Annotated in this window: 16 protein-coding genes; 6 read left to right on the top strand and 10 right to left on the bottom strand. The window is 53.1% G+C overall.

All coding sequences use genetic code 11. The features are described from left to right. The gene (gene alr, locus M6D81_RS17605; RefSeq protein WP_262678230.1) at positions 1–1,149 is read left to right on the top strand and encodes an alanine racemase; all 1,149 of its coding nucleotides are present in this window, start codon (positions 1–3) and stop codon (positions 1,147–1,149) included. Positions 1,150–1,160: 11 nt separating this feature from the next. On the opposite strand, the gene M6D81_RS17600 is transcribed toward alr, so the two are convergent. From M6D81_RS17600 to M6D81_RS17570, 7 genes are all read right to left on the bottom strand, one after another. Further along, positions 1,161–2,786 carry a beta-N-acetylhexosaminidase family protein gene (locus tag M6D81_RS17600; protein ID WP_262678229.1) on the bottom strand — a complete coding sequence of 542 codons (1,626 nt, stop codon included), beginning with the start codon at positions 2,784–2,786 and terminating at the stop codon, positions 1,161–1,163. Positions 2,787–3,063: 277 nt separating this feature from the next. Then, a complete protein-coding gene (locus M6D81_RS17595; RefSeq protein ID WP_262678228.1) occupies positions 3,064–3,777 on the bottom strand; it encodes a DUF421 domain-containing protein in 714 nt (237 codons plus the stop codon). Between the two features lie 193 nt (positions 3,778–3,970). Then, positions 3,971–4,819 (bottom strand): phosphonoacetaldehyde hydrolase, encoded by an 849-nt coding sequence (phnX, locus tag M6D81_RS17590; protein ID WP_262678227.1) that lies wholly within the window; start codon positions 4,817–4,819, stop codon positions 3,971–3,973. Next, positions 4,816–5,910 carry a 2-aminoethylphosphonate--pyruvate transaminase gene (gene phnW, locus M6D81_RS17585; protein ID WP_262678226.1) on the bottom strand — a complete coding sequence of 365 codons (1,095 nt, stop codon included), beginning with the start codon at positions 5,908–5,910 and terminating at the stop codon, positions 4,816–4,818. Before phnW ends, phnX begins: the two co-directional genes overlap by 4 nt. Before the next feature lie 12 nt (positions 5,911–5,922). Next, the gene (locus M6D81_RS17580) at positions 5,923–6,921 is read right to left on the bottom strand and encodes an extracellular solute-binding protein (RefSeq protein WP_262678225.1); all 999 of its coding nucleotides are present in this window, start codon (positions 6,919–6,921) and stop codon (positions 5,923–5,925) included. Positions 6,922–6,937: 16 nt separating this feature from the next. After that, a complete protein-coding gene (locus tag M6D81_RS17575; RefSeq protein WP_262678224.1) occupies positions 6,938–8,560 on the bottom strand; it encodes an ABC transporter permease in 1,623 nt (540 codons plus the stop codon). Beyond that, positions 8,553–9,305 (bottom strand): ABC transporter ATP-binding protein, encoded by a 753-nt coding sequence (locus tag M6D81_RS17570; protein ID WP_262678223.1) that lies wholly within the window; start codon positions 9,303–9,305, stop codon positions 8,553–8,555. Before M6D81_RS17570 ends, M6D81_RS17575 begins: the two co-directional genes overlap by 8 nt. Before the next feature lie 273 nt (positions 9,306–9,578). On the opposite strand from M6D81_RS17570, the gene M6D81_RS17565 reads away from it, so the two are divergent. Continuing rightward, positions 9,579–10,340 (top strand): DeoR/GlpR family DNA-binding transcription regulator, encoded by a 762-nt coding sequence (locus tag M6D81_RS17565; RefSeq protein WP_262678222.1) that lies wholly within the window; start codon positions 9,579–9,581, stop codon positions 10,338–10,340. Positions 10,341–10,453: 113 nt separating this feature from the next. Continuing rightward, positions 10,454–10,813: a Uma2 family endonuclease gene (locus M6D81_RS17560; RefSeq protein WP_262678221.1), complete on the top strand. Its 360-nt coding sequence runs from the start codon at positions 10,454–10,456 to the stop codon at positions 10,811–10,813. A gap of 75 nt (positions 10,814–10,888) precedes the next feature. On the opposite strand, the gene M6D81_RS17555 is transcribed toward M6D81_RS17560, so the two are convergent. Beyond that, complete coding sequence (locus tag M6D81_RS17555) at positions 10,889–12,673, bottom strand: carbohydrate-binding domain-containing protein (protein ID WP_262678220.1); 1,785 nt, start codon at positions 12,671–12,673, stop codon at positions 10,889–10,891. 243 nt (positions 12,674–12,916) lie between these two features. On the opposite strand from M6D81_RS17555, the gene M6D81_RS17550 reads away from it, so the two are divergent. Both M6D81_RS17550 and M6D81_RS17545 read left to right on the top strand, forming a co-directional pair. Next, entirely contained in the window at positions 12,917–13,594 is a 678-nt protein-coding gene (locus M6D81_RS17550; RefSeq protein ID WP_262678219.1) for a response regulator transcription factor, read from the top strand. Beyond that, the gene (locus M6D81_RS17545) at positions 13,594–14,844 is read left to right on the top strand and encodes a sensor histidine kinase (RefSeq protein WP_262678218.1); all 1,251 of its coding nucleotides are present in this window, start codon (positions 13,594–13,596) and stop codon (positions 14,842–14,844) included. The genes M6D81_RS17550 and M6D81_RS17545 overlap by 1 nt, the downstream gene beginning before the upstream one ends. A gap of 105 nt (positions 14,845–14,949) precedes the next feature. Here M6D81_RS17545 and M6D81_RS17540 read toward each other — a convergent pair whose 3' ends face one another. Beyond that, entirely contained in the window at positions 14,950–15,405 is a 456-nt protein-coding gene (locus M6D81_RS17540) for a VOC family protein (protein ID WP_262678217.1), read from the bottom strand. A gap of 180 nt (positions 15,406–15,585) precedes the next feature. Between M6D81_RS17540 and M6D81_RS17535 the strand changes: the two genes are divergently transcribed. Further along, complete coding sequence (locus tag M6D81_RS17535; protein WP_262678216.1) at positions 15,586–15,768, top strand: carbon storage regulator; 183 nt, start codon at positions 15,586–15,588, stop codon at positions 15,766–15,768. 24 nt (positions 15,769–15,792) lie between these two features. Here M6D81_RS17535 and M6D81_RS17530 read toward each other — a convergent pair whose 3' ends face one another. Beyond that, on the bottom strand, positions 15,793–20,184 hold the full coding sequence (locus M6D81_RS17530) for an AAA family ATPase (protein ID WP_262678215.1): 4,392 nt from the start codon (positions 20,182–20,184) through the stop codon (positions 15,793–15,795). Between the last annotated feature and the right edge of the window lie 61 nt (positions 20,185–20,245).

Genomic DNA, 20,245 nt, shown 5'->3' with positions numbered 1-20,245 from the left:
ATGGAGCTGACATCTCCTGTACTGGCGGCAAGCTATCGGGATACTTGGGCCGAGATCTCGCAGGACGCAATCGCTCACAATATCACTCTGTTCAAATCGCATGTTCATGAACGCTGCAAGGTGATGGCCGTTGTGAAAGCTGACGGCTACGGTCACGGCGCAGTCGAGACCGCCAGGGAAGCCATCAAGGGGGGCGCCGGCTATATCGGCGTCGCCCTTCTAGACGAAGCGCTGCAACTGAGAGAGGCCGGCATTGCCACCCCCATCCTCATATTGGGCTATACGCCTCCCCGTTCCGTCACAACGGCCATTGCCCATGGAATCACACTGACGGTTTACGATTGCGAGGTGCTGAATGCCATCATCGCCTGCTCTAATCTTCTGGGCATTCAAGCCGCTATTCATCTGAAGGTCGACACCGGGATGTCGCGTATCGGCGTACAGAGTATAGAGGAAGCGGTGCAGTTGGCCGAACTGGCGGCGCGTTCTCCTCAGATCAAGCTGGAGGGTCTATTCACCCACTTCGCCAGCGCAGATGACGATAACGCTGCCTATACGGAGCAGCAATTCCAGACCTTCCTGGCATTCGCAGATGCTCTCCGCGAGCGGGGCATCCCTGTTCCGATCAGGCACTGCTGCAATAGCGCAGCTGCCATGCGCTATCCCGCCATGCATCTGGATATGGTGCGAATCGGAATCGCGTTATACGGCCTGCACCCCGCTTCCGCTATGAAGCACGACTGGCCGCTCAAGCAAGCTATGAGCCTCAGAAGCCGCATATCGGCAATTCGGCACATTGCGCCTCATCAGCCCGTCAGCTACGGCTGTTCCTTCGTGCCGGAGCGGCCGAGCGTCATCGCCACAATTCCCATCGGCTATGCAGACGGACTGTCGCGGCAGCTGTCGAATAGAGGCTGCGCGCTTCTGCGAGGTGAGCGCATTCCGATCGCCGGGCGCATCTGCATGGATCAGACGATGCTGGATGTGACGGATATAGCGGACGCCCGGGCAGGCGACGAAGTGACATTGTTCGGACGATCCGGCGGACAGCTGCTGGCGATCGATGAACTGGCGCATGTCATGAACACAATAAATTATGAGGTCGTCTGCCTGATCGGCAAGCGGGTGCCGAGAGTAAACAGACGATGATGCCTCTATCTCTATGCATGGCCAGACTTCATCCATCTCCGGTACAGATCATCAGCCCGCGCTACGATGTGTTGGCCGAATCGATAAGGCATGCTGCCATGCTTTATCTCCGGCTGCCGGAGCTGTTCCCGGACAGAGTCCGAGATGTCATGCAGCGACGCCATAATCCTCTCCCGCCACTCCTCTGTCGCGGCAAGAGCCTTCTCCGGATCGACAGCCCTCGCAGGGAACAAGGGCGCATTCCACAAGGTCAGCTGCGGCAGCAGCCGCTCCAGCTCCTCATAGAGCGACCTTATGGCACGCCGCTCTTCAGGTGCATAATACTGATAATAGTCGTCCATAATTCCGTCTATATCATCGTCCCATAATGCTCTGCAGAATACATAGCTATTGTACTGATGCGCCCACTTCCAAGGATAATCGGCAACCTTGTCCAAGTTCGGCACGACCAGATTCACAATGCCATGCGCCCGCAAGCTCTCGTAATAAGTCATATCTTCAGCGATTCGCCGCGGTATGAACGGGAATAGCGAGGAGAGCATAAAGTGATCGCTATAGTATTCGAAGATCGTCAGCTTCCGGCCGCTCCGCTGAAGCGCTTCTTCCCAGTCGAGCAAAGCGCGTTGCGCCCTTCTGTCGCTCTCATGCGGGCTGTCCTCATAGCCGCAGCTGTAGTCGCGTCCCCAATAGGCGAGCAAGGTGTCCACAAGATGCGAAGTCTCCGCACCCGCTCGTTCGAGCATGCTCCAGGACAAGCCTGCATTATAGACGATATGCTCCACTTCAATGTTGATGTCCGCTGCCAGCAGTTCGTCATGGAGCATCTCCGTGAATTGTACATAGGAACCCAGGAATCCTTCGGCGTCACTCGCCGCTACATCTTCAGGCCATAGCGACAGGCGATCGAGATTGGGCACATGCTTGCAGTACGAGACCACTTTCGTGATGAGGAGCTTCTGCCAGTCCAAGGATTGGAAGTCCACTTGCCGCTTCGACGTATAAGGATGCTCTGCCTCTGAATACGGAATGCCTCTCTCATTGTCCAGGAAAAACTTCAGACTATGCCCGCCCAATGTAACCGATAGTCCGCGATCCACAATATCCGATGCGATCTCTCCGCCAATCTGATCCCATAAGGAGAAAGTAAAGAAGAGCTCATTTATGCCGTTTTTCGCCAGCCAGTCTATCATCTGCTTCATATATGCTGCATCGTTCACCGTCTCGAACACGAAGCCTCTGCGCTCCATTCTAGGGGAATAGACCTCTCCTCGCTTCTTGCAACGGCTCGGATCAGGGGCGATCACCGTAGCTTCACCCGGGTAAATCCAATGTGCGCCCCATTCTTCCTGCGCATACCGATAGACGGCATACAACGCCGCTCGCTCTGATTTCCCTGCCAGCATAAGACTGCCTTCCCTCTCTATCAGCACATAGTCATCGGAATAACGGGATTCTTCCGGACGCATAGCCCCTGCCAGCTCAGGCTTGCACCTTATCAGCGCTTCCCAAGTGCCAATCCATACTTCTCCGGAATGCTCCATGCCCGATTTCCCCGCGAAGGCTTCCTTCAGTCTCTCCCATTCCCCGTAGGCAAATGAAATAACGGGATGCCTGTTCCCCACACGCTTCTCTTTCACTTTCCACACTCCCTCAACGTAAATATTGGAGCGCTCCCAATTCAAATGAACGGAACGGTATACATGTTCAGTGACGGCACACACACCCGATTTGGGAGCGCTCCAATTTATATATGATTCTAATTATTACCTAGTTCGCAATAACATTCAATACTTATGATTCATCTGCGAAGCAGAAGGAGATGCCGTGTTATGGCCCCTATGCCGAACAAGTTCTAATGCGGTCTGCAGCAGACGGCGAGAAGGAGCAGTCGTCTACCCGCTGCTCCTCCTTACGCTAATGCATGCCGTCTATCGGATGCTTGAGGCGGTCATCATAAAGGTCAAAGTACAAGCTGCCGTTCGTTCCTTTCACAGCATAACATACCTTGTCCACGTCCAAATCCCGTTTTTCCAACTCACGATCGAGCCATTCCGGGCTTAGCCCTTCCTGATGAATATTCTCCTCGACAACCCGCCCGTCCATAATAAGCTCAATCGGGAATTTCGTTCGCTGACCGCTGGCGAGGGCCAGGTCTCTTCTCGTCAATTGCCGGTATTCCGGCTTGCGTAGAACGGATACCTGCCCGTTCAGCTCTAGAACAGCGAATTCCACTTCCCCGATGTCGAAGATATCCTTCTCCCGCAGCTCCTGATTCAGTGTATCCAGCGAAAAGCGCAGCTTCCGCAAGTTCTTCTCCAATATCTTCCCGTCTTCGATGACGATTGTCGGCTTCCCCGACAGCACCTTCCTCAGCTTCCGGCTCTTCAATGTCAGAAGTGTAATCAGAAAGGCAATCGAGCTGAACAAGAGTAAAGCCACCGTAAGATTCCAAGACTTTAGCGATGTATTGAAAGCAATATTGGCGGTAATGGAACCCAGCGTAATAGCGGACACAAAATCGTGATACGTCATCTGGGTAATTGTATGCTTGCCCAGTATTCGTGTAATGATCATGATCAAGACGAACGACAAGACCGTTCGTATAATCGTCTCCATGACAGGATGCATGCTGCCTCCCCTTCCTCGTAACCAATGATGTGTAGCAGCCATTATGTATATCAGTCTCTCCCAAGGACATTTATTCCATGTATAATCGCCTCATGATCGGCAGCTGCCGACGGCATGAATCACTCTGACGGGTGACAGACAACAACAAAGCCGCCCCTCCCTAACGGAAGGAACGGCTTTGCCATGATTTTCTCTATCGTACGCATTCGCAGCCGGGTCTCAAGCCGCGCGTCAGCTTCTCATTGATTTCTTCGATTAAAGACGGGAGCTCGCTCATCCGGTCGAGACAGAAGTCGGCGCCATTCTCCATGAACACTTTCCTCGTTCGGGCTACAGCCTCTGCCCGCTCCGCTTCCGATAAGCGATCGAAGTCCTCCTGACAGTAGCCAAGCTCCGAGCTGCCGATGACAACGCCGACCGTCCATACCCCGGCCTGCACGCCCTCCCGTATGTCGGATACAGTATCTCCCGCCTTCACTACCTTCCATGAAGCGGACAGCTTGAGCTGCTCCATGTTCCTGTAGATCATGTACGGATAAGGTCTGCCATTAGAACCGGTATCGTCCGGGGTTACGACGAAGTCCGGGCTGTACCCTTTCGCCCGCGCATGAGATACGACAACCTCCATCATCGAGCTGGTATAGCCCGTGGTGGAACCGATTCGCAAGCCCTTGACCCGCAACGCTTCTACGGTGTCGATGACTCCGGGAATCGGATCGGTATAGTGCGACAGGGAAGTCATGAGCGCAGGCTCGAACTCCGCATACAACGCTTCAACATCCTGCTCGTTGAAAGGTCTGCCGTACTGCTCCTGCCATAATGCCGACACTCTCGGCATAGACAGCATAGCGCGAATATGATCGATCTTCAGCATGCCCATCGGTCCTCTTGCTTCTTCCATCGTCACTTCGATGCCGGCTTGCCTGAATATATCGATGAACACATTGACGGGCGCGAAGCATCCGAAGTCTACCGCCGTTCCGGCCCAATCCAGGATGATACCCTCGATTCTGTTGCTGTTGCTATTGCCGTTGCCGCTCATTGGCCCAATCCCTCCATATACTCTGTGATAATATCGCATAAGCGGTGAATGTCTTCCTCATAAATCTCTCCGATATTGCCAATGCGGAAAGTGTCGACCTCCGTCAGCTTGCCCGGATAGATGACATAACCCCGCTCTTTCACATACTCGTAAAACTGGCTGAAGCTGAACGCTTCGCTTGGGAACATGAACGTCGTAATGATCGGAGATTGCTTCTCCTCCGCGATGTAGGCTCTGATGCCGATGGACGCCAGCCTCTCTCGAAGCAGCTCGTTGTTCCTCCGATAACGCTCGTGTCTTGCACGCACTCCGCCCTCCTGATTCAACTCATCCAAGGCTCGGGAGAATGCCGCCACGACATGGGTAGGGGAGGTGAAGCGCCACTTGCCGTCCTTGTCCATTCCCTTCCACTGGTCGTACAGATCCAGCGACAGGCTGCGGGCTACGCCCTTGCAAGCCTCCAGCTTGTCCAGTCTGGCGATGACGAAGCCGAAGCCCGGAACGCCCTGGATGCACTTGTTGGCGCTGCTGATCACATAGTCGATGCCAAGGCCCGCCACATCGATGTCGATGCCGCCGAAGCTGCTCATCGCGTCCAGAATGAGCGTCTTGTTATATTGCCGGGCCAGCTCGGCAACATCTGCGACAGGGTTCAATATACCCGTCGTCGTCTCGCAGTGCACCATGGCCATATGTGTAATGCCGGGGTCTGCATCCAGCATAGTCTTCAACTGCTCCATATCGGGATATTGATCGTAGCCGACACGATATTCGACATACTGCAGCCCGATATATGCCGCCATCTGAACAATGCGCTCGCCATAAGCGCCATTCGTCATAATCAGTACTTTGTCACGATCCGAGATCGCGGATGTCATGACGGATTCTACGGCGAACGTACCGCTTCCCTGCATCAGCACGGCCGTATACTGCGCTGGATCAACCCCTGCCAGCTCCAGCAGCTGCGCTCGTATTTTCTGCGTAATCGATTTATAGGAATCGTCCCAGGTGCATCGGTCCTGCAGCATTTCCTCCTTCACCGTGCTTGTCGTCGTCAGTGGTCCTGGTGTCAGCAGCTTGTATCGATTCATTCCTAACTCCTCCTATTTCGCGTCGTTGAACGCCTTCTGATGCTTTTCCAGCAATTCTACCGTCAGCGGCTTGGCGAATACTTTGGCATACGCCGGCTTGTTCACATCGTCCACCTTCTCGCCTTCATACAAGGCAACGGGATAGTTCGTGATGAGTTCGCCTCTCGCTTGCTCAATAATCGTCTGTGCCATCTTCATCGCCAGCTCAGTCGTCGCATTATCCTTGTCCACGACCGCGATGGATTCCGTCAAGGAGAAGTTGCCCTCTACAGGGTCAACGAAGTCGATTGGCGCTCCGTCCGCATTCGCTCTTACCGCCTGATGACGCAATCCGAAGCCGGCAGCCACTTCTCCCGCTTCTACCTTCTTGATCGGACCGGAGCCGGAGCTTTCCAGATGAGGGCCTGCATTGACAATCAGATCATGCATCACCGTGCCCGCCTCGTCGCCATACTCGCTTATAATGGCTTGAACAAGCAGCCATGCGGTAGAGGAATGCATAATGTTCGGAATGGAGACCAGGTCCTTGTACTCCGGTCGAGTCAGATCCTTGATCGACGTCGGCATCGGCAGCCCTTTCTCCTTCAACACCTCCGTATTGACGAAGATCGAGCCCGTATTCCCCAGAATAGGCGCATAATAGGAAGGATAGCTGTCCAGAGCCTTGCTCTGGAATGTCAAATCCTTGAACATGGCATGCTCGGCCTGCGCGCTCTCGATAAAGTAGGAGCTCATCGTGACGAGATCGGCCTCAATGTCACTGCCCTCAGCCAGCAGCTTTCCGCCCAACTCCGACGTGCCCAGTGACTGAATGACAAATTTGCCCTCATAGCCCGCACTCTTTAAAGCAGCTTCCATTGCCGCCACGGCTTCTTCATCGGCATTGGTGGAGATGACCACCTTTCCCGCTTCCTGCGAACTGTCATTGCCGCACCCTGCAAGAGCCAGCATCAGACTGAAGGCAACAATGGACAGAAGCACAGCTTTAATCGTTTTCGAACTTGTAGTCATGGAAATTCCCTCGCTTTTATTTGTTTTTGGTCATCATTCTTCTTTGCCCGTAATCGCACAACAGCTTGATCAATAGATTGGTGAAGAAGATAAACATCGACAGGACAAATATTTCGTTAAATTTGGCGAAATGCTGCAGCTCCTTGATTTTGCTGGCGACTACCGACGTCTGGGCCGATACGAGGAAGATGACGCCGCTTATCGTCACCATCGCGTTCATGAAGAAGTAACCCAGCATGTCGAATATCGTGGCTGCCGAATTGGGAACAATAACTCGATACACCGTCTTGATCCAGCTGTCTCCTAGCAGTTCCCCTGTCGTCTCCCACGAAGGATTCATCTTGGACAGGGCGTTCTTCGCCATCAAGTAAGGCGTCGTGAAGAAATGAACGATATTGCAGAACACCAGTATCGCGAACGTCCCCTTCAAGTCGCTCCCATTAAACAGCAGCAGGTAGGCTATGCCCAGCACCATGCCGGGTACCGTATTGGTTATCATCGAGACGGTATCCATGGACGATCTGATCTTGAGCGATGACCGTACGTTCAGCAGGGCCGCCCAATAAGCGATCGCGGTTCCCAGCAGAGAAGTGAGCAATGCGACCCACAAAGAATTAGCGTAGACCTTCATCAAATCACTGGACTGCACGATGCTCATGACATGCTTCAACGTGAAGGTCGTATCGTACGGGTAGCGGTTCAGCCAAGGCGCGATAAACATAATCGCGAATATGGAGAGCATCCCGAGCACAATGACGATCGATATGGCAGCAAGGACACTATCACGAACGCGATGATGCGGAAGCTCGGTGTCCGCGGCATTGTCGTAATGGAAATTGAGCTTCTCCAGTCTCTGCAACAGCCATATGCCGAACACGGCAGGCGCCAGCATCATGACGGAGATCGCGGCTCCCTGATGCATATCGGGAATAGAGCCCAGCATCACCTCGTATAATTGCGTAGCCAGAACGTTATACGTCCCGCCCACCGAAGCCGGAATGCCGAAGTCCGTGAAGCTTAAGATGAACGAAAGCACAAATGCCCCTCCGAGCGCCCCGGCCAGCGGACGCAGTATCGTGTTGGCAAAGCTTCTGAACGTCCCATCCCCCATTAAATGCGATACGATGATGAACTTTTTGTCCACATACTTGAACGCATTGTGAATGAGCAGAAACGCCGGAGGCAGCGTATAGACGACATATCCGATCAGCATGCCGTTGAAGCCGTATATATCGAATAGCTGCCGTCCCAGCATCCGGGTAATAAGCCCCTGATTGCCCAGCGAATACATAATGGCGAATCCGTAAGTAATCGTCGGCAGCAGCATTGGGATGATAATAACCGTTCGCAATATGCCCTTCATAGACTTGTACATCCGGGTGCAATGCAGCGCATAGGCCAGTGTAAATCCCAATACGGTGGACAAGCACGCCGTCGCCGCCGAGATTTTCAAGCTGTTCAACGCCGATGCGCCGATATCGCGCTCGCTCCAGACGGCTGCGTAATTGGCGAGCGAGAAGCCCTGTCCGGTCTCCAGCGAGCGGATGAACAGCAGGAGCAGCGGCAGGAACAGGAATACGGTGAACAGCAGAAGCAGAACTGCAAGCATAATGCGCATTTCCGGCTTTGCTTTATACATGCGTCTCACCGAACAAATTGTATATATTTTGCCGTTTAATATGGAGCTGTTGAATGATGAACTGCTTGACGAAGTCGTTGCCCGGGCGATGGATAATGTCCTGCGGCGCTCCGAACTGTGCGACCGAGCCTTGCTGGATGATGAGAATTTTGTCCGACAGCGTCAGCGCTTCTTCCGGATCGTGCGTCACGATAATCGTCGTCAGCTTGAACTGCTTCGCAACGGATTGTATCCGTTTCTTGATAGATTCCTTGATGACTCCGTCCAGCGCGCTCAGCGGTTCGTCCAGCAACAATAGCTTCGGCTTCGTCACCAGTGTACGGGCCAGAGCAACCCGCTGCTTCTGTCCTCCCGACAGCTCGCTTATCCGCTTCTTCAGATGCGGCTGCAATTCCAGGAAATCGATATATTCCCCTATCTCTCGCTCGCTGACGCTCTCCTTCTTATTGCGCAAACCGTAGACGATGTTGTCGTACGCATTCAGGTTAGGGAACAGTGCGTAGTCCTGGAAGACGATATTGAAGCCGCGCTTCTTCATCGGCAGCGAGGTCATATCCACGCCGTTGAACGCAATCTTGCCGCGATCCGGCTTCGTCAAGCCCAGTATAATGTTCAGCAAGGTCGTCTTCCCGCTCCCGCTCGGTCCCAGCAAGGACACGATCTCGCCTGTTTCAATATCCACGTTTATATCGTCCAGCACGACTTTGTTATCATAATGCTTGCCTATATGCTGGAGTCTCAGCACATTGACCACCTCCTTAAGTACAGGCTCAGTATAAAGCCGGATTGTTAACGTTGATAGGCAACTGTGTAAAATGTGCGTAAATTATGCATAACTCATACATAAGTATTGCATTTATTTGTGTCATCTATTGCCACACTATGCAGAGCAAATGTGAATAAGTCTTGATTCCCGTGATCGCAATCAGTAGACTTAGAAGGGAGAGCGCTGGCACCAGCGCTAGCTTGCTAGCAATTCATAGAAGGTTATATCACGACATAATTGAAGGGTGAAAGCATGCTTCCACTGGAAAGGCAGAAAAAAATTCTCGATCTGCTCATGATCAAAAAAGTGCTCAAGTTGCCTGAGCTGACCGCCGAGCTGGACATCTCTATCGATACGCTCCGGCGCGACCTGAACGCTCTGACCAGTCAAGGAAAGATAGAGAAAATATACGGCGGGGTCAAGCTCGTGCAGGCGAAGTTCGGGGAATCCTCGATGGATGAGCGGATGGTCAAGCATTTGGAGGAGAAGGAAAGCATCGCCCGAAAGTGCAGCGAGCTGATCAGCGACGGCGATTGCATCTATCTGGACAGCGGATCGACCACTTATCATATCGCCAGGCATGTCAAGCACAAGAAGCTGCTGACGGTCGTCACCAATTCCATCCCGATCGTGCAGGAGCTGATGGACAGCTCCGTGGAGCTGGTCATCATTGGCGGCAAGATCAGGCACCATGAGCAGTCTGTCATTGCGTACGACTACTTGTTCAACTTTCAAGGACTGAATATTCAGAAGGCGTTCATCTGCTGCAGCGGCATTACGATCGATAGAGGCATATCGGATTATAATCTGGAGGAGGCCGTCACCCGCAAAAAAATTATCGAGCAATCGGGTCAAGTGTATGTCGCCGCCGACAGCTCCAAATTCGGCAAGGATGTCACCATCTCCATCGCCCCTCTGGACCGGGTGGATGCCATTATTACGGATCATCATGCCAATGCCGAACTTGTGCATAAGTTCAAGAAGCTGCGCACCAACCTGGTTATTGCGGAATAAGCGCATTTCTTGCCGGAGACAGTTGACATCCTCCGACAAATTCGACCATAATAAGGGAAAGAGCGCAGGGAAGCACCCCGCATAGCCGAACACGATCAGGTGTCGCTTGCGGGGTGCTTTCTTATTACCGAGAGGAGGACAACGTCTTCCAGCCCGATGTCATCTACATAGCGAAGGAGAATACGGGCATTATCCGCGACGGCTTCATCTACGGCGTGCCTGATCTGGCTGTGGAAATATTATCGGAAGGCACAGCACGACGAGATAAGACCATTAAGAAATCCGGATACGAGAAGTTCGGTGTGAAGGAGTACTGGCTGGCCGACCCCATCCACAAGTTCATCGACCAGTTCATCCTGATGGACGGACAATACCGGCTGACGGCAACGTTCACAGAAGACGATCGGCTCGTCTCCGCTACCGTCCCTTGCCTTGCCATTGAACTCTCCGGCGTGTTCAAGGACGACTTGTAATCCGCCATCAGCGAAGAGGCCCCGACTCCTGTTGGAATCGGGGCCTCTTCAGCTCCTCGTTCATTATTCCCTTTCCTATGAGCCACTTCCGCCGTTCGGTCTCTCACTTGTTCCGCCGTCCGGCATCTCACCTGGACCGTTGCCCGGCATCACGCCAGGTCCTCCTTCCGGCATTTGCCCTCTTCCACCACCCGACATATTGCCTCTTCCGCCGCCCGACATGCCTCCCCATCCGCTTCTTCCCGTCGTTACGCCTTGCTCGTTCAGCCATGTGATTGGGCTCACGATCTCGAAGCCGACAACTTCGCTGCCGTTCTTGTAATCGCCGCCGGTATAGAGACCGTCTGCTTCCTGACCTGTCGAGCTGCCGCCGGTATAGAGCGTGTACTTCTCCCCTTCCACCAGCTCCGGCGAGCTGATTAACAACGCTTGATACGCCTTGGAGGGTGCGAAGGTCGCGATATCGCCTCCATTGCCGTCCTCCAAATGGACGAGCGAGCCCGCTGGCTGCTGCTGCGAGAAGGTCATAAGAACGGCATTCTGACTGGAAGTCTCGGAGGTGGCTTGCGCCATGCCCGCACTGCCTGCGGCAACAAGGAAGCCTCCGCTTATCTCGAAGCTGCCGTCATAATCGATAGCGCCATTCCTATCCATAACAGGTCCGTGTACGATGACCGTCCCTCCCGTCATCGCAATCTGCCCGTTGGAGTCGAACCCATCGCCCTCCGCATCGACGGATATCGTTCCCCCGCTAATGACGATGGAGGATTGATCCCCGCCTCTGCCAGGCCCGCCCATAAAGCCCCCGCCGCTGTCGCCGCTGGCGGCGTTGATTCCGTCATCGGAGGAGACAACATGGATCTCGCCTCCTTCAATGGCAATCGTCTTCGCTTCAATGCCTTCGTAACTTTCCGTAATCGCAATCTTCCCTTCGGTTATAGTAACCGCCTCATCCGCATGAATGGCATCGTCACCGGATACCAGGGCAATCTCGCCGCCGGTCACCGTCAACTCACCGTTGCTGTGCAATGCATCATCCACAGATGCGATGGATACTTCGCCGCCTTCGATTCGCAGAGAGGTGATCGCCTGCATGCCGTCGGCTCCGGCTTCGATATGCAAGCTGCCGCCTTCCATAACCACAACACCTTTGTCCTCTTCCTCGTCATTGGTCGACTTCACTCCATCTCCGTCGGCCTTAATGGTTATCGTTCCAGCCCTAATGACCACGCTGTCCCGCCCCATCAATCCGTCATCGGCAGCATCAATCTCGATCGTTCCCGATTCGATCAGCAGATCGTCCTTGCTGGCAATGCCGTTGTTGAAGTTCGCTGTCACCGTCAGCTTGCCCGTCCCGTTAATGATCAGGTCGTCCTTGCTGAAGATAGCGGCGTTCGGCTCGTTCGGCTCTTCATCCGGGAATACATACTCCGCGCCGTCCGCCACCAGGTTCTCCGTACCTTCCTGCAAGGTGAGGATGACATTGCCCGCTTCCTTGACATAGAGCGGAGCGCTGTCGCTATCATATAGCTCCACCCCGTACAGCACCAGATGCACATCCTCCTTGTCCGGCACATCGACGACAATCTGACCGTCATCCAACTTCCCTTTCAATACGTAAGTTCCTGCCTTTGTAATCATGACAGAACCGCCATCGGATGCCGCCCCCTCTCCGGTTATGACAGCACTCGCCCCTTCCAGAGCTATGACGGTAGCTGTATCCTCACTCCAATTGACGGCTTCCATCTCTTCTTTGTCCGATTCGTTCTGGGTGGCTATCGCTTGACGGCATCCTGAAGAGACTAGCAGTATGCCTAGCAGAATCACCCATAATGCCCCTCTTAACTTTCGTTTATCCATTCTTCCCCACTCCCCGTTCATTCCATTGCTAATTCGCAGTCGATGCAGGCGCCATCGGCAACGATAATCACCGGGCTCCATATAGGCCTGTAAGTAGCTTAGTCCTTCAACCTTTAATGAATCTTAAATAAGAGTACAAGGTCTTAATCCTGTCGCTGTACGTCCGATTAAGATTGATTAAAGGTTAGACTGTTATCATAATGGTAAGAAAGAATGACGACTGAACTGTGAGGATGGCGAACCATGCGAATATTGATTGTGGAAGACGAGATTCATCTTGCCGAGGCTTTATCTCAAATTCTGAAAAAACAGCATTATTCCACCGACGTCGTCCATGACGGCAGAACCGGGCTCGACTATGCGCTCAGCGGTATCTACGATCTGCTGCTGCTTGATATCATGATGCCGGAGCTGGACGGAATCCGTGTCTTAAAGGCGCTTCGAAGCAAAGGGATCTCTACTCCTGTCATTTTGCTTACAGCGAAAGGGGACGTGCCGGATAAGGTGGCCGGGCTTGATGTGGGAGCGGATGATTACATTGCCAAGCCATTCTCTACGGACGAGTTGCTCGCCCGAATACGGGCGGCATTAAGACGGAAAGGCGAGGTCATACCCGAGGATAACCTGCAGTATGGCGATCTGTCCCTGCACACATCCCAACTGAAGCTCACGGTAGGCGGCAAGGAGATCAAATTGAATTTAAAAGAAAGCGAGTTGTTGGAGCTGCTCATCACCAGGAAGCAAGCGATAACATCCAAAGAGCAAATTATTGAGAAGCTGTGGGGCTTCGATTCCGAAGTGGAATACAATAATGTCGAAGTGTATATTTCCTTCCTGCGGAAGAAGCTCTCCTTCCTTCAATCCAAAGTCCGTATTCAGACGATTCGCAGCGTCGGCTATGTGTTAGAGGTGCCGGTATAATGTTCAAAAAGCTGAAAAACCGCTTCTTGCTGTTGAATATGATCATGATATCCGTCATGATGTTGGTGTCCTTCGCCACGGTATACGCGATAACGTATCAGAACGTGCAGCGGGATATCGATAACGAGTTGAAACGAATTCAGGAATCGTATCTGAAATCGCGCCATCCCGATATAGGCAGGAAGGAGCCCCACGATATCCCTCCTGAAAACTTGGCTCCGATGCCAAAGGCGCTTCCCGTATTCTTCGTTCTTACGACCGATCAAGAATGGAATCTGGTGGAGATCTCTTCTCCCTTCCAACTGGATGACGATGTCTACTCCTCTGCCCTGCAGGCAGCAGCGGACGGGAACAATGAACGCGGGCAATTCGGACACGATGGAGTGGACTGGGCTTATCTCGTTCGGCCCATTCCGGACGGTTATATGCTCGTCTATCGGGATGCCACCGCTCAGCAGAAGATCGTCACGAATCTCATCTATACCGTGGTAGCGGTGGGCGTCGCCATGCTCGTCGTCATCTACTTTCTAAGCCGCTTCTTCGCCAGCCGCTCCATCGCTCCTGTCAAGGAAGCGTTCGATAAGCAGAAGCAGTTCATCGCGGATGCCTCGCATGAATTAAAGACGCCGCTAACCATTATCCGCACCAATACGGATGTGCTGCTGGCCAATCGGGAGGATACCATTGCCAATCAGGCCAAGTGGCTGAATTATATCCAGCTGGAGACGGAACGGATGGGGAAGCTGACGAGCGACTTGCTCTACCTGACGGAGATGGACGACAGCCGTACGGCTATGATGCTCTCGAACTTTAATATGAGCGAAGCGGCGGAATCCATCCTGCTGACGATGGAGGCGGTCTTGTTCGAGAAGCGAATAGCCTTGCAGTACGATATTGCACCCGGTTGTATGGTATATGGCAACAGCGAGCAGATCAAGCAAGTTATCCTCATTCTGTTGGACAATGCCGTCAAGTATACGTCTTCCGGGGGCAGTATGGCCATCACATTGAAGAAGCAGCACCATGATACGGTATTATCGGTGATGAATACAGGGGAAGGGATCGCGCCGGAGCACTTGCACCGCATCTTCGACCGCTTCTATCGCACCGACTCCTCCCGTTCGCGCCAGCAAGGCGGCTACGGTCTCGGTCTGGCTATTGCCAAGTCCATCGTAGAGCAGCATGGCGGCAAGCTCTATGCCCGCAGCGCAGTCGGCCAATCGGTCACCTTCTATATGCATCTCCCCTGAAGACTGGCGCCTGACGGAATTAAGTCAGGCATCCCTATAACCGCGAACATCCCGGCCTGCAAGCAGGCCGGGATGTCGCTCGTCTATCAGCTGCAAGCAGCCCCGTTATACTTTCTCCACAAGCTCGATCAGGACGCCGTCCGGATCGCGGAAGATCACCCACTTGCGCGCGTTAATCACATTGCGAAGCGAATCCGGCACAATATTAATCGGCGAAAAGAACTGGATGCCCTTCGCTCCAAGCTCTTCCATCGTCTGCTCCAGATCCTCCACATAGAAGCTGAAGTGTGTTGTCGTATACGCATGCAGCGGCAGGTGCGATTCGATAGGAGACTTCGGCTCTTCGAACTCCATCAGCTGAATGAAGTTGTCGGCCGACTTCAAGTATGCGACACGCAGCTTCGTACCCGGAACTCCCAGCCCTTGCGAGATCTCTTCTCCGTCGAAGGTGTCCGTAATGTCTACGGCAACTTCCAGGCCGAGCGTATCGCGATAGAATGCAACAGATTTCGCCAGATCAGATACAACAATGCCTACATGATAAAATCCCAACGTTTTCACAATGATGACCTCCAGCATATGTAAAATATGAATCCAGTTTCATTATAACAGCTATGAAAATAAGATGGAAACCATCATTTGACAAGCATATTCCGCCCAACTATAACTTTCGACAGATCACAAGATAGCCGCAAAAGCCTATAATACGAATCATCTCTTCATATTAAAGGAGCGGTACGCATGCTAGTAGTAGGAAGAAAGCCGGGGGAATATATCGTCATTAACGGAAATATTGTCGTCAAGGTGATCAAGAGCGATGATGGACAATTGCGCCTGGCGATTGACGCTCCCAAGGAAATATCCATCATTCGCGGAGAGCTGCTTGACCGGCACCGGCAAGAACAAGCAGCACGTTCCTCGTGACTCCAACAGCTCAATGCTCAACAGTTAGCCGATCAGCAGAAGCTCTCTGCCTTTCGCTATGGCTTGCGCTCTTCTTTTCACTTGCAGCTTGCCATAAATATTGGATGCATGAATTTTCACCGTTCCTTCCGTAATCGTCAAGCGCCTTCCTATCTCCTTGTTGGACAACCCTTCCGCCATCAGCCGCAACACCTCCAGCTCTCGGCTGGTCAGCGGCTCGTTCCCTTCCTCCTGCGAGGACGCCACAGACGTCTTCATCTCCGCAAGAACGTCTCCCTGAGGCGTTCGATGCAGACCCATGTAGGCCAGACGGGCAAAGAGCAGATCCAGTATGGCAAGGCACTCCGAACGGAAGGCATGCGTGGTGAAGTGATTCTCCAGATACAGTACACCGCGGGAGTCATCGGGATAACGAACGGGCATACATAAGACCGAACCGGGACGCACTTTAACCATATAGGGGTCCGCTGCAAATAAACCGCTGCCGACATTGCCAATAATGACAGGCTCTCCCGATCTCATGACGAACTGGACTACCGAAGAGGAATACTGGTCTGAACTGGATGGCTGTATATCGGAATCGTCTTCGGGCGTCTCGGATGCAATAACGTGCCATTGGCTCTCCTTCCCCAGCAACAAGATTCCTTTGTCGGCACCGGCATTATACATAGCCATCTTCACGAACGTGCTCTGCCACCCCTCCTCGGCGCCTTCCTCCCAATCAAGCTCCGTCGCTTGCCTAAGCATGCTGAGGTCGGGATCATCCTTAACAGGGTAGGACATATATCCGTGAGCCGACCATAATTGGTTCTTGTCCGTCATCCCGTTCGGCGCAGCATCATCGTTCCTCATCACGGGTTCAAGTTCCCGCAACACAGAATATTGCTCCCGCATCTGTCTTGCCTTGCCTTCGGCTCCCCATATCCGATACGCCTTGCAGGCCTGAGACAGATGGAATTCGGCAGCTTGCTCTTCACCGTTCCTCATCAACAGCTTGGCCAACAGCTCATGAGCAATCGCTTCGTCAGATGTACACCCGATTGCCCGGGCTTGCCTTATGGCGTCGTTGTAGCGCTTGATTCCCCCCCGCTTCTTCTTAACCAGCCGGGCATACTCCGCCTGCAAGATCCAATACTTGGACAATGCGCTCTCCGGAACGCTCCCGGCCCATTGCTTCATACGACGAACCAAGCGGCGTATCGCCGCGCGATAACTCTGCTGTCGCGCCCGCGGCGCTTCGGCATAGCGAGCCATCATGGCCATCGCATAATAGAAGCAATAGCGCTGATTAAAGGAAAGAACCGTAGCCGTCTCATAATTTGCCGACCGCTCGGCACAGTCTATCGCCTCCGTATAATGGCCGTACAGATAATATACTTCTAGCTTGCAGGTATAGTAATAGAGCAGGTTGGATTTGAACGAGTCGTTGTCAATACCCGCCTTCAGAAATTCACTCTCACGGAAATGCTCGCTGCGGAACGTCAATTGCTCAACATTGGCGTCAGCCATAGCCGAGTCTTGCAGCAGCTGCGCATAGCGCTTGGCGATATGAAGAACATTTAACGTCATATCGTCGAGCACGATACCCGCTAATTCCTCATATTGCCGACAAAGCCGGCTCAGCCTGTTCAAATCTCCTTGCAGAAGAATCAATCGGGAAGAAATCGCATAGCCCGCATACACCAAATCGCCGGCCTCCAGGCTCAGATGTTCCGCTTTGCGAAAGTAATCGTCGGATTCACCAGGCTTGAGCAATTGCAATACAAAGGCCACCATATAGTAGAGCTTCCCTCTTTCTTTCACACTATCCAGCGTCTCGCAATGGCTGACCAGCATCTCTACCAGCCGGAGCGCCGCCTTATAGCTCTTAAGCCCAAAGCATAAAGCGATTGCAAGGGAGCCCAATGCCACCAGAAAGGCCTCTCTATTGCGCTGCTTCAGAAACAATCGCACGCAGCGGGTCGTTAGCGCAATAGCCTGCGAGGCATCCGTTATGAACAGAATGGACGAGGAAGCGATATAAATGTCGCCTAACGCTTTATGCGCCGGATCTTCGTTCAATGGTACCTTCTGTTTCCTGGCCCACATTCCAGTAAAAGCAATGGCGGGAGCCATGATCAGCCTGGACGGCTTTGAAGGAATGGGCTGCCCCAGTTCGGCCATTGCCCGAAAGATGATTTCGGCCGATTTCTTCTCCTTCTTGCCGAAGGCATACATATTAATTTGCGTCACATAAATTCTGGCCCGTCCGCCCGGGTCCCGGACATGAGCCAACAGCTCCTCCAGTGCCGCTTCAGCCCGCTTAGTATCGCCACAGTAATATTGGCATTCCGAGCGCTCCAGCAAGAGCTGCGCATATAATGGCGAACAGCATGACCAGCCGTCGCCCCCAACTAACGCGACCCCCTGGTCGAGCAGCTCCAACGCTCCGTCGTACGCGGCGGAAGCCTTGGCCCTTCTGCCCGCTTTCAGATTAAGCTCTGCTGTCCATTCTTTCTCCGCGGATTCCGTCATGTGACGGCTGCCTCTGTTCAAGTGATGCACGACATCGAACAGAAGATCGTCCTCCGCAGACGATTGATACAGTTGGGACAGCAAGCGACCGATCTCCAAATGAATGCGCTCCCGCTCTGCCGGAAAGATAAGGTCATAAGCCGTTCTCTGCACATGATCGTGAAGGAATACGAAATCATCTTGTTCGCGAACGATAAGACCGACCGATAGGGCGGCGTATACTGCCTCTTCCGTCTCCGCGGAAGTGTGCATATTCAGTCTTGTCAGTATATCCAGAGGAAAAGGATTGCCAATGCAGCTGGCCAGTCCCAGCACTTGCCTTGTAGCCGCCGGAAGGGAATTGAATCTGTCCGTAATCATGCTCGCTATATCGCTGAAGCCCTTCCTCTCCCGAATGGCTTCCAGATCCCATTCCCACCGCCGGCGTTCCGTATGGAAGCGCAGCATTCCTTCCTTATAGATCATCTGCAGCATCTGCTTGAGATGAAAGGGATTGCCTGCCGTCTTCTGAAACAGAGTATCCACTAGCGGCTTCACGTTGGTCGTGTCGGCACGCAGCGTCTTGGTAACATATGCTGTTACTGTCGCGTAATCGAGAGGATTGAGCGTTATTTCGACGATATGCGTGTTCCCGAGCGATTGCCGATGAGCGGCCTGCGTCAGAAGACTGTCCCTGCTCCACTCTTGATGGCGAGTAGTCCCGATAATCAGCATATGCCGATTGGACGGGTCATGCAGAATGAATTGCAGCATATGAAGCGTAGCGGAATCGGCACAATGCAGATTGTCAATCCAGAGCACCAATGGAGCTCTTTCCTCGGCGAACACTTTAACGAAGCGGCTAAGTAGCGTTTGAAAGCGGATCGTCGCCTCTTGCAGCGGCAGCTCCTCCACAGGCGGCTGTTCCCCGATAATCAAGGCAAGCTCGGCAATCATCTCGCAGAGGACGTAGCCGCTGTTGCCTGCCGCCGCCATAATTTTCGCTCTCCACTGCTGGATGCGTTCCTCGCATTCCGTCAGTATTTGCCGGATAAGCTCGCGCAGCGCCATAATCAGCGGCGCATAGGGAACGGAATGATTAATCTGATCCGCCTTCCCGGCAATGAAGCGTCCCTTCCCCTGCCCGACAGACTGTGCGAATGCCCGGACGAGTGCCGTCTTGCCGCTTCCCGGATGGCCCGCTATCACAGCAAGCGACTTGACGCCGGAACAGGCGCTCTCGTACACTTCTTGCAGCATACGCGTCTCCTCATGCCGACCGTATAACCCCGTCGGAAGCTGGAATCGGCACAGTTCATCGACTATTCCTATCGTGAAGGGCGCGATGACCCCCTTGTCCCGAAGCTGATCTCTGCAGTTCCTCATATCGTCGTATAGCCCGAATACGGTCTGATACCGATCTTCGGGCTTCTTCGACAATAATTTCATAACAATGTCATCCAGCGCTTCGGGGACATGTGGACGAATGCTTCGCATAGGCGATGGAAGTACGGCGAGATGGGCATGCCTCCATTCATTGGCCGTTTCCGCTTGAAACGGTTTTTCTCCGGTGAACATTTCATAAAAGATCATGCCTAGCACATACATGTCGCTGCGATGGTCGATGATATGCTTCATACGGCCGGCATGCTCCGGCGAAAGATAAGTCTGTGAGGCGTCCGATGCGGACTGTCGCATATCGTCGCGGATTTCGGCAGAGACAGCTGCAACGCGAAGGGCGAACCCTTCCTTCAAATACTGGATATGCACGCAATCCGGATCATAGGCGTGCAAATAATAACCGCTTTCATGGCGCGATTTGATCCAGTCCACGAAGCTCAGGGCAAGCTCGCAATAGTCGGAACAATGGTTTGTATTTCTTTGCAGAAATTTTCGTAACGGTATCTCCATTTTAATCGTCACAGCTATTACCCCTTGCTATAAAGGATCATTTGAAATAAATATGGGACTTTTCGACTATACG

Source organism: Paenibacillus sp. J5C2022 (assembly GCF_025567625.1).
GTDB lineage: Bacteria > Bacillota > Bacilli > Paenibacillales > Paenibacillaceae > Pristimantibacillus.
Note: the sequence above shows the minus strand (reverse complement) of the source record. Positions and strands in the feature narration are given on the sequence as shown.

Excerpts from the sequence above, each read along its gene's own strand:
- alr (WP_262678230.1), top strand. The coding sequence starts at position 1 with ATGGAGCTGACATCTCCTGTACTGGCGGCAAGCTATCGGGATACTTGG.
- M6D81_RS17595 (WP_262678228.1), bottom strand. The coding sequence starts at position 3,777 with ATGCATCCTGTCATGGAGACGATTATACGAACGGTCTTGTCGTTCGTC.
- phnX (WP_262678227.1), bottom strand. The coding sequence starts at position 4,819 with ATGAGCGGCAACGGCAATAGCAACAGCAACAGAATCGAGGGTATCATC.
- phnW (WP_262678226.1), bottom strand. The coding sequence starts at position 5,910 with ATGAATCGATACAAGCTGCTGACACCAGGACCACTGACGACGACAAGC.
- M6D81_RS17580 (WP_262678225.1), bottom strand. The coding sequence starts at position 6,921 with ATGACTACAAGTTCGAAAACGATTAAAGCTGTGCTTCTGTCCATTGTT.
- M6D81_RS17575 (WP_262678224.1), bottom strand. The coding sequence starts at position 8,560 with ATGTATAAAGCAAAGCCGGAAATGCGCATTATGCTTGCAGTTCTGCTT.
- M6D81_RS17565 (WP_262678222.1), top strand. The coding sequence starts at position 9,579 with ATGCTTCCACTGGAAAGGCAGAAAAAAATTCTCGATCTGCTCATGATC.
- M6D81_RS17555 (WP_262678220.1), bottom strand. The coding sequence starts at position 12,673 with ATGGATAAACGAAAGTTAAGAGGGGCATTATGGGTGATTCTGCTAGGC.
- M6D81_RS17550 (WP_262678219.1), top strand. The coding sequence starts at position 12,917 with ATGCGAATATTGATTGTGGAAGACGAGATTCATCTTGCCGAGGCTTTA.
- M6D81_RS17545 (WP_262678218.1), top strand. The coding sequence starts at position 13,594 with ATGTTCAAAAAGCTGAAAAACCGCTTCTTGCTGTTGAATATGATCATG.
- M6D81_RS17535 (WP_262678216.1), top strand. The coding sequence starts at position 15,586 with ATGCTAGTAGTAGGAAGAAAGCCGGGGGAATATATCGTCATTAACGGA.